Raw genomic sequence first — 7,933 nt, forward strand, 5'->3', positions numbered from 1 at the left:
CTTCTCAGCTCATCTGCAGAACCAGCGTGGCCGAGGCGTTAAATTCCCCGCCGGGAAGTTTGATCCCAGGCTTTGTCGTCAACCCGGCGGTAATGTTGAAGCTGCCGGTATTGGATGACAGACCAAACACCTGCTTCACGTCATAAAATGTGTTCAGATCCAGCGCACCGTAAGCCGTGGCGCTGACGTTACTTAATGTGATGCCAAGACCGGGCACATCCGTTGTCAGTGCCTGGTTATCAAACGATGACGGCGTACCGACAATTTTCATTTTTACGGTACCGGCTGGCGGGCTGTCGCAGGTGATTGAGACCGGAACCTGCGCCGTGGCGGAGTAAACCTGATCAACCTGCACGTCGCCAAACTCGACGCTGACGGTCTGTCCGTTGTTCACGCTGCAACTGCTTGCCACGATCGTCCCGCTGATGTTGATAGTCAGTGAATCGCTATCCGCCTGCACTTCACCAATCACGGTCATCAGACTGCAAAGCAGCAGGACGCGCACGAGGCGTTTAAAGATGGGGTTTGTCATATCAACCTCAGTCATAGCTCAGCCGGAAATCTGCTACCGCTCGGAACGCGCCCGGCACCATCGGCCCCGGAACACGTTCAGCAACCACCGTCCACGCCAGGCTGTTATCGCCCGGGGTGAGAAGTTGAGGGACACCATGGCTCCCCAGACGAATGTCACGGTTGTGGCTATCGGTCAGGCGCAGGGCAATGCCCTCAACCCCGTTAAGCTTCATCAGCGAAGGATTGCTAAAGTCTGCCGGTGCAGTAAAGGCGACACTGACCACCGGCTGATCCAACCCCTGAACCGTACTGTCGGTGCGCTCATCCATCAGGTGCCCGGATGCCACCAGACAATCCTGCAGCCGCACGCTAAAGGGTACTGGCTGACTGCGCGCGCCAGGCTGGCTGAGATCACCGGAAGCCAGCGTGCCGAGGTCAACCGTCTGGTCCAGCGAATCCATAACCAGTCGGCAGGGGGAGTCGACCAGTTGACCGTAAACGTGCAGCAGGCCATGTTCTCTATCCACGTCCTCAAAGGATGCTCCGGCGCTCATTTCGGTTCCGGCTAACAGCATCACAGCACTCAGCAGCAGGGTGCCTCCCAGCGTGCCCGTCAGAGCAGATTTCAGCATGCCGGCGCCCGTGCCTGATGTCTCTTTTTTCATATCTGTTTTCCTTATTCCTGCACGGCGGGCCGGGATGTTTTCTGCCTGCCGTGATTATTTAGAGGTGTTTGATGCGACTTTGCAGACAGAGCCATTGCAGCTAAAAGTCAGCACCGGCCGGCCGCCCCAGTCGTTGATGTAGGCGATATGTGGCTGACTGCCCAGCGCGGCAGCGCGCACCCCAAGGTCAGCTGAGCTTTGTGGTGCCAGCATCAGCGGCTTCATCTCTGTTTTACCGTCGGGTACCAGCGTGACGTAATACGGCGTTGGGTTGGTCACCTGATAGCGATCTCCCTGACGCGTCAGGGTCAGCTGTTCCTGCCACGGTGTCTCGCTGCTGGCACCTTTCTTCACCAGGGCAGTCGGGCGATAAAACATTTTCACTCGCGTCTGGAGCGCCAGCTGCAGCACGTTTGCCTTCTGGCTCTTTGGCGGGATTTCACGCAGGTTGAAGTAAAACAACGACTCACGATCCTGCGGCAGTTTTGCTGTGGCATCTGCCGACAGCTGGATTTTCACCAGACTTTTCGCACCCGGTTCAACACGCTGCAAAGGCGGTAAGGCCATCAACGGCGACTGGATTTTTTGCCCGTTGCTGTCTTCGACCCACGCCTGGGCGAGATACGGCAGTTTGGTATTATCATTGCGGATGTTGACGCTCATGCTCTTCTGGCTACCATCAAAAATCACCCGGGTTCGGTCAAGTGCGACAGCGGCATTGGCTGCCTGCATAGCCGTCAGGCTCATCAGCGCTACGGTAACCGCAGCCTGCACAGAAGGAAGTAGCTTACTTTTCATGTTGAGTGTCTCTCTGTTATTCAGTGGTGTGAGTGCCGTCCCTGGCCGCACCGCCCTGTGCTTCCTTTTTTACCTGCCGCTCTCCGGCAACAGGCTCTATGCCTGACATTTAGTGGTCAGATTGTTGTGATAGTCCCTGTCCAGCCTTCACTGTCTGACAGGTCAGGAATAACGGTAATCCGCTATCCGCTGCAGGCAGCTTCTGTGGCACCCTGAACTGACAAACCGGGGTTTCATTTTCACGCACTTCCATCTGCACACCCGGTTAAACGCCCGCCAGCCACACGCTGCCGTTGTCATCCACTACGCCTACCTGATGCGTATCGCGCCAGACTACCGCACCGAACGCCGGGCTGCTGCCATCGGCAAACTTCATGACGGCCATCAGCTTGCGGCCCATCATCACATCCAGTTTGCGGTAACCAATGGCTCCCTCGGTCATGGTCAGTTCGGTGAGCGGATGACTGACTTCCATATCATCGCCAAGACTGTCTACATCCACCCCGGCACTGCTGCGCCAGTAGCCATTCATTCCGGTAACGACCGCCTTACCAAAGTGATTGGTGTGCTGCACAACCGAACTGTTTTTCAGCGGGACACCGGCAGCCTCACCGGTATCCAGCATCAGACGGGTTCCGCCGTTAGTACTGACCGGATGCAGTGCCGCACCGTGGCGGGTGGCGGTGGCCCCACCCTGTACCGAAAGCCCCACTGAGCTATATTCCCCTTCGCTGTAGCTGGCACTCAGTGATCCACGCGCCACGTCGCCGTTATGGGTCAGGTAGCCACTGGCTGTTTTACGGTTTTTCGCATCGGTGCCGGCCTGCAGGCTGTAACTGTTGTTGTTATCAATGCTGTCATACCAGCCAGCGGTCTGTGAGATGCCGCTGCGGGTACTCTGCGCGTTGTAGCTGACGGATCCCCCGTTGCTCCACGGAATGCTCAGGCTCAGGTAGGCACCGTCGTCTTTAACTCCCCAGTACTGGCTGCGATATCCGGTCAGACTAATGCTGATATTTTTCCAGCTGCCAATGTCGAGGTACTGCGACAACGTTACGCTGTAGCGATCCTGATCCGGACGATCCCAGTAGGTCCGGTGGCTATAGTTGCCGAACAGACTCATTTTGTAGTCGCGTAAAGCCTTGCTCATGGTGATGGTGTACAGCTCTTTCTGACGGCCGCGCGTCATACCCCATGACCGGTCATCGAAGCGTGTCTCCAGATAGTCACTCATCGACATAAAGTCTTTCTCGGCGAAGCGGTAACCCGCAAAGGTCACCTGCCCATCAATTTTTTCAAACCGTTTGGAATAGCTCAGGCGGTATGATCCCCCCTGTTTTTTCTCCCCGTTGGGCAGAGTGGCCTGCGACTCGGTCACGTCGAATGACACTGCCCCAAAGGCCAGCAAGTCACGCCCAATACCCACAGCCAGCGCGGCATAGTTCTTTGAGCCCACCAGACCGCCAAACAGTGACCAGCCGTTAGAAACCCCCCAAGAGAACTCACCGGTGGCGAACGGATCGCCCTGCACACGGTGCTTCCAGTCTGTCGGCTTCCCGGTAGCCAGCTTATAGCGCACCATTCCCGGACGAGTCAGGTAAGGGATCTGTGCCGTATCGACTTTAAAGGTCTGTACGCGTCCATCCTGCTCTTCAACCCGCACATCCAGCGTTCCCGCGACAGACTGACTCAGCTCCTGAATACGGAACGGACCCGGTGCCACCTGGCTCTGGTATATCACCCGTCCTTGCTGACTGATGGTGACCTTCGCGTTGGTTCTCGCCACCCCGGTTACCTCAGGCGCATATCCTTGCAGGTTAGGCGGCAGCATATTGTCATCGGTTGCAACACTGGCCCCGACAAAACGAAAGCTATCAAACAGTCCGGAATCGAGATCGGCCTCACCGAGCGTCAGCTTTGCCCCCAGCCCTGGCAGAGCCCGATAGAGGTAATACCGGCTCCACTGAAAATTCTGGCTGGTGTGACCGCCGGTACTGTACCGTTGCCCCTGCCAGTCAGCACGCAGACGCCATGGGCCAATATTGGCTCCCGCGGTCCCGTTACCACTGACACTGCTGCTGTCGCCGTCACGGGCTGCAAACTGCTGCGTGGCGTTGAGGTTATAGTCAAACAGCAGCCCCGCAATGCCCTCATCCCAGCGCGAAGGAGGATCCCAGTCAGGCGAGGAGTACTCCAGATAAGCCTGAGGAACGGACACACGAAGTGATCCACTGCCCAGATCGCCGGTAGCGGTCATGCCTGGCACCGAGGCCATATTCAGGCACTGCTGGCCGTTCAGTGTTTTCCACGCCAGCTTCCCGGCGACGTCTTCTTTCAAACCCAGCAACTCCACCATCTCTGTGGTCAGACAGGGTTCGCTGCCGTGCGGATCATCTGGCGGAATCGCAAAGGTCACCGTCACTTCGCGGACTTCAGATCCGTTGACTTTCAGCGTCAGTGGATAATCACCCGGCATCACATATCCGGAACGGGCAAAGTGGCTGACGTCAATGTTGCTGCGGTCTTTGACATCCATCACATCAGTGTTGAACTCGGTCACCTCCGCAGCTGCGGGTATCGCTTCCTCACTCAGGGAATCCGCTGACGCAGGCAGGCTGTCTTGCGCCGTTACCCTGCCAGCCGTGCCGCTCAGGGCCAGCGCCAGCATAATTGCCTGCGTCAGCGGATTTAGCGCGGGAAACCTGCCGCCATGACGAAAGGGTTTCATTAGTCGTACTCCATAAAATATCGCAGGGTGGTGTAATAACTTCCCGGTTGAAGTGGATGGCTATCGCCCGTCAGTTGCATGCGGTAATGCAGCGCCATCTTGCCTGGGACAATTTTTATCGTCGGCACGGGTTTATTTGGTGTAACCGGTGTGCCGAGCTCATCCAGAATGGCCACCCCTTCGCCGCTCCCGCTCCCCTGCAGAGCGAATAAATTCGGACCGTCTGCCGCCCCTTCAAAAGTGATCCGCACATCCTTCCAGGGTTGATGCGTCTGGCTGGCGTTTTGATTGAGTACGCAATTGACCAAATGCACAGTGAAAGGCACTTGCGGACCATGACCGTCATTAATCAATTCACTGACAGGTACGTTTCCCAGTTCTATACTTTGATCGGCATCCGATGTGGCAATCGCGCAGGGGGTGTCGATAATGCTACCCTGCACCCGGATATGCCCATGCCCCGCAGCCACTACCGGATGTGCCATGCACAGCAACACCATCACTGCATAAAAGTGTCTGTTCATCATCATTCAGGTGTGTCGGTGTATGACGGTGCCCGTAGGCGAGCACCGTAGGATTTCAAAGACTCTGAGACTTACTGATAAGAGAGTACGAAGTCAGCGGCACCAGAGAATGAACCCGGTACTACAGCCTGACCATCACCTTGCAGGTAAGCAGACATAGCGATGGTGGTATCGTCCGCCGTCAGGGTAGTTGCTGCAGATTCCTGACCCAGCTTGATTTGTTTTTCAGATGCGTCGTTGATAACGATCGCCGCACCACTTGCAGTACCTGAAATACCCCATGCCTCAGGCATGTTAGTGTCTGCGGTACCGCTCCAGGTGGCGGTGACCGTTTTATAGGTGTTGATATCGCAATTCTGCAGAGCAATTTCGAACGGAACCGGAGAGGATTTACCGTTATTTGCCAGTGTTGAATTAGATACCTGTCCCAGGTCAACGGTCTGATCTGCGGTAGCTGGAGAGATTGAGCATGGTGAGTCAATAATTTCACCTTTAAAATGTACGGTACCGTGACCCTGACCACCAACAGTGCCCGATGCCGCAGCATTTGCGAAACCGCTAACCATAGCCATGCTTAAACCCATTGCCAGTGCAATTTTTGAAAACTTCATTTATATTTTCCTGTTTAACGTTATTGCAAAAAACAAAGTCACACTCACCTGATTCCAAAATAAAAATACCATGTCCTGATCAGGCGAATACATTTGACGGCGGCAATAATATAAAAAAGAAAAGTTTTGTCAAATTATGACAAAAAGAGTAACGCTAAAAATAAAAGTCTTTAAAAACAATTAGTTATGCTAATGGGAACGCAAAAACAAAATAAAAAACAGAGCACCAATGAAATTAAAGACAAAACGTCCTCACCGATCAGATCAAAAGGACAAAACAATATTTTATAGGGGATTCATCGCATAAAGCGACTTAGAAGAAAAATAGGAAGAATAAAAACCACTTTCATTAGCAACAATAAAACAACACAACGCCGCGCAAGTTGATATTAATTAAAATGAAATGTTAAGAAATAATATAAATTCTTTTCTTTGAATAGGAATATTCTCCCGGGCGATGTTTTATGCTTAACGCCCTGACTTACACCGTGAGATAAATTTATTGCGAATATTCCTAATAAATTATCGGACATTCCCTTGTGTCACACGCAGATATAGGAAAACTCCCCTCGCTATATTTGGTTATTTTTATCATCTTTACTCTACGCTACGTGGTTTTACGTTATCTTCCTCCCATCAACCTTTATCGCGTCCCCTATATTTGCTGTATTACGAACCTAACCTGCCTGTTATGGGTCATCTGAAAGCCGATCTTATGGTCATAAGCTGAGTGGGAAGAGTTGATTAGGGGGAAAATGTCAGGGTTCAAAGAGCAGGCAGCCCAGATCGTTCGCCAGACCAGGGGCAACTCTCGGTATCGCAGCGTGTCCGGTTATCATTCAACCGGCTACAGTCGGATAGTACTCTGAATGGTTCTTCTGGTGGCAGATACAATGCAAATGATACCCGGACGCTTCTGGGTCATAAAAGACAGGAAATGACAGATAAATATAACGACGATCGTGACCCGGGATGGAAGCGTCTGGTGGTCAAAAAACAATCCGTTTTGCAGAAGAGTTTTGCAGGGGCTTTACAGAAGACCCTTTTGCCCGCCTCCGAAAACAGCGCAAACTGTGTTCAGCTCCGTCCGTTTGAGGCTTAACGCTGTCCGGCAATCGATCGGACCGGGCGGTCAGTTCGGCGCCGTTTCAGCTGTGCTGTCAGCTGGCTGGATTATTTCCTGTCTCAGAATATCAGCATCCCCGCTTAGCGCCGCCAGCCTGGCGCTGGCGGCCTGAGGCGATACGGCAGGCACACTGCCACGGTTACCCGCTTAGCGGATCAGTGAGTAAAAAAATCCGTTAATATTTCCGCCAGTTTTTCCGGCTGTTCGTCGGGAATAAAGTGCCCGCATTCCCCGATAACCGCACCGCTGACCTGGTGCGCCACCGCGCGTAATGGTGCCGCCATATCCGGAATCGACCCCCGATCGGCACTGACCGCCAGTAACGGCAGCGCCAGCTTCCCGGCCTGCGCGCGCTGGCGGTTCTGACGGGCTGACTGATCGACGGCGCGGTAATAGGCCAGTGCGGCACGCAACGCTCCCGGCTGCTGGTAAATGCGCAGATATTCAGCCCGCGCGGCCGCGTCGATCTGGCGGGGATTGGCCGCTTTACGATTAAAAAACCAATCCAGGTAAATCCCTTCCCGGCCCGCAATCATCGCTTCCGGCAGGTCGCTGACGCAGTGAAAGGCGAAATGCCATGTTTTCCATGCGTTATCGCCGGCTAACGGCAGCGACTCAGGCAGCGTAATGCCCGGAATGCCGCCATCCAGCAGCGCCAGCTGGCTGACGTGATGCGGATACTGCGCCGCCAGCGACCAGGCCACCCAGGCACCAATATCGTGCCCCACCAGATGAAAACGCGTCATGCCCAGCTGCTGTAACAGTGCCATCACCCGCTGCGCCACCGTGTCGGTATCGTAACCCTCAGCAGGAAAGTCCGAGTCGCCCTGTCCTGGCAGGTCAGGCGCAATGACATGAAAGTGGTCAGCCAGCCCAGGGATGACGTCTCGCCACGCATAGCTGCTTTGCGGAAAACCGGCGAGCAGCACCACCACGTCCGCGTTTTCTCGCCCTGCACTAAGATAGTG

8 protein-coding genes are annotated in these 7,933 nt (G+C 54.5%); 1 reads left to right on the top strand and 7 read right to left on the bottom strand.

The features are described 5' to 3' along the window. Window positions 1-4: 4 nt before the first annotated feature. The 6 genes from ACX3P5_RS22905 to ACX3P5_RS22930 form a co-directional block, all read right to left on the bottom strand. Entirely contained in the window at window positions 5-532 is a 528-nt protein-coding gene (locus tag ACX3P5_RS22905) for a fimbrial protein (RefSeq protein ID WP_233988548.1), read from the bottom strand. A 7-nt stretch (window positions 533-539) separates the two neighbouring features. Beyond that, window positions 540-1,178, bottom strand: a complete 639-nt coding sequence (locus ACX3P5_RS22910; RefSeq protein ID WP_458969464.1) for a fimbrial protein — start codon at window positions 1,176-1,178, stop codon at window positions 540-542. Window positions 1,179-1,232: 54 nt separating this feature from the next. Beyond that, entirely contained in the window at window positions 1,233-1,976 is a 744-nt protein-coding gene (locus tag ACX3P5_RS22915; RefSeq protein WP_409519753.1) for a fimbria/pilus periplasmic chaperone, read from the bottom strand. Between the two features lie 265 nt (window positions 1,977-2,241). Continuing rightward, window positions 2,242-4,704, bottom strand: coding sequence for a fimbria/pilus outer membrane usher protein (locus ACX3P5_RS22920; RefSeq protein WP_458969465.1), 2,463 nt, complete (start codon window positions 4,702-4,704; stop codon window positions 2,242-2,244). Next, window positions 4,704-5,189: a fimbrial protein gene (locus ACX3P5_RS22925; RefSeq protein ID WP_458969466.1), complete on the bottom strand. Its 486-nt coding sequence runs from the start codon at window positions 5,187-5,189 to the stop codon at window positions 4,704-4,706. The genes ACX3P5_RS22920 and ACX3P5_RS22925 overlap by 1 nt, the downstream gene beginning before the upstream one ends. Window positions 5,190-5,299: 110 nt before the next feature. Further along, window positions 5,300-5,839, bottom strand: a complete 540-nt coding sequence (locus ACX3P5_RS22930; protein ID WP_458969467.1) for a fimbrial protein — start codon at window positions 5,837-5,839, stop codon at window positions 5,300-5,302. A gap of 937 nt (window positions 5,840-6,776) precedes the next feature. Between ACX3P5_RS22930 and ACX3P5_RS22935 the strand changes: the two genes are divergently transcribed. Beyond that, window positions 6,777-6,941 carry a hypothetical protein gene (locus tag ACX3P5_RS22935; protein ID WP_458969468.1) on the top strand — a complete coding sequence of 55 codons (165 nt, stop codon included), beginning with the start codon at window positions 6,777-6,779 and terminating at the stop codon, window positions 6,939-6,941. 179 nt (window positions 6,942-7,120) lie between these two features. On the opposite strand, the gene ACX3P5_RS22940 is transcribed toward ACX3P5_RS22935, so the two are convergent. Further along, on the bottom strand, window positions 7,121-7,933 hold an 813-nt coding region (locus ACX3P5_RS22940), incomplete at its 5' end, for an alpha/beta fold hydrolase (protein WP_458969469.1).

Source organism: Pantoea sp. S-LA4, from assembly GCF_054482835.1.

What these genes read in the sequence shown, in the direction of transcription:
- ACX3P5_RS22930 (WP_458969467.1), bottom strand. Translation starts at nt 5,839, where the DNA reads ATGAAGTTTTCAAAAATTGCACTGGCAATGGGTTTAAGCATGGCTATG.
- ACX3P5_RS22935 (WP_458969468.1), top strand. Translation starts at nt 6,777, where the DNA reads ATGACAGATAAATATAACGACGATCGTGACCCGGGATGGAAGCGTCTG.
- ACX3P5_RS22925 (WP_458969466.1), bottom strand. Translation starts at nt 5,189, where the DNA reads ATGGCACATCCGGTAGTGGCTGCGGGGCATGGGCATATCCGGGTGCAG.
- ACX3P5_RS22910 (WP_458969464.1), bottom strand. Translation starts at nt 1,178, where the DNA reads ATGAAAAAAGAGACATCAGGCACGGGCGCCGGCATGCTGAAATCTGCT.
- ACX3P5_RS22915 (WP_409519753.1), bottom strand. Translation starts at nt 1,976, where the DNA reads ATGAAAAGTAAGCTACTTCCTTCTGTGCAGGCTGCGGTTACCGTAGCG.
- ACX3P5_RS22905 (WP_233988548.1), bottom strand. Translation starts at nt 532, where the DNA reads ATGACAAACCCCATCTTTAAACGCCTCGTGCGCGTCCTGCTGCTTTGC.
- ACX3P5_RS22920 (WP_458969465.1), bottom strand. Translation starts at nt 4,704, where the DNA reads ATGAAACCCTTTCGTCATGGCGGCAGGTTTCCCGCGCTAAATCCGCTG.